General features: G+C 50.9%; 1 protein-coding gene. It reads left to right on the forward strand.

What is annotated here, in order from left to right; genetic code table 11:
* Positions 1–773: transposase (locus KI367_RS26730; RefSeq protein ID WP_212953318.1), on the forward strand; the 773-nt coding region annotated here is incomplete at its 5' end.
* Between the last annotated feature and the right edge of the window lie 39 nt (positions 774–812).

Below are 812 nucleotides of genomic sequence, written 5' to 3' on the forward strand. Positions count from 1 at the left end.
CCGCTCTCCGCGCTTACGAGAAAAAGCAGCCCAAACGCAAAAGCGAGCAAACGGGTAATGCGAACTGGGGCGCAAAAATTGATTCCTTCGGCAATAAAATCACATGGTTTGGTTACAAAATTCATCTGGCGGTCGATACGAAAAGTGAATTGCCGATCGCCTTGGAAGTAACGCCGGCGCATGTCAATGATGGAGAAATGGCGCCGGGCCTGATCGAGAAAACAGCGTCCAGGACGAGCACACGATTTTTCATACTCGATGCGGGCTACGACCAAATGAAAGTTTATGAGGCCGCCCGCAACGTCAAGGCACAAGCCATCATTCCCCTTAATCTTCGGGGGGAGAAGGAACCGCCTGCTGGCATGACCTCGAACGGAACACCGTGCTGTTCCATGGGTTATGCGATGACATACTGGGGAGTTGACGGCGATATGCATAAATTTCGCTGCCCGCATGCCACGGGTAAAGTCGACTGTCCGCTTGGCATGGCTGCCTGCTCGTCTTCAAACTATGGAATGGTCGTCAAAGTAAATGCGAAGGATGATCTCCGGCGATACAGCATCCCTCATCGGGATACAAAGCGTTGGAAGGAACTTTACAATGAACGAACCAGCGTAGAACGCTGCAACTCCCGATTGAAAACCTATTTGACGGCAGACGCCGCACATGTCCGGGGCATTCAGAAAGTCACAACTCACCAGTATTTGAATGCCATTGTTCTGCTTGCATCTGCGCTCGCCGTTTCTCATCATTCAAAACGGGCTGCCGCTTAAAAAACGAGCTGTTCTAAAATTCTGCAAGTCTGCCCTTTT

The organism is Paenibacillus cookii, assembly GCF_018333375.1.
Taxonomy (GTDB): domain Bacteria; phylum Bacillota; class Bacilli; order Paenibacillales; family Paenibacillaceae; genus Paenibacillus_AQ; species Paenibacillus_AQ cookii.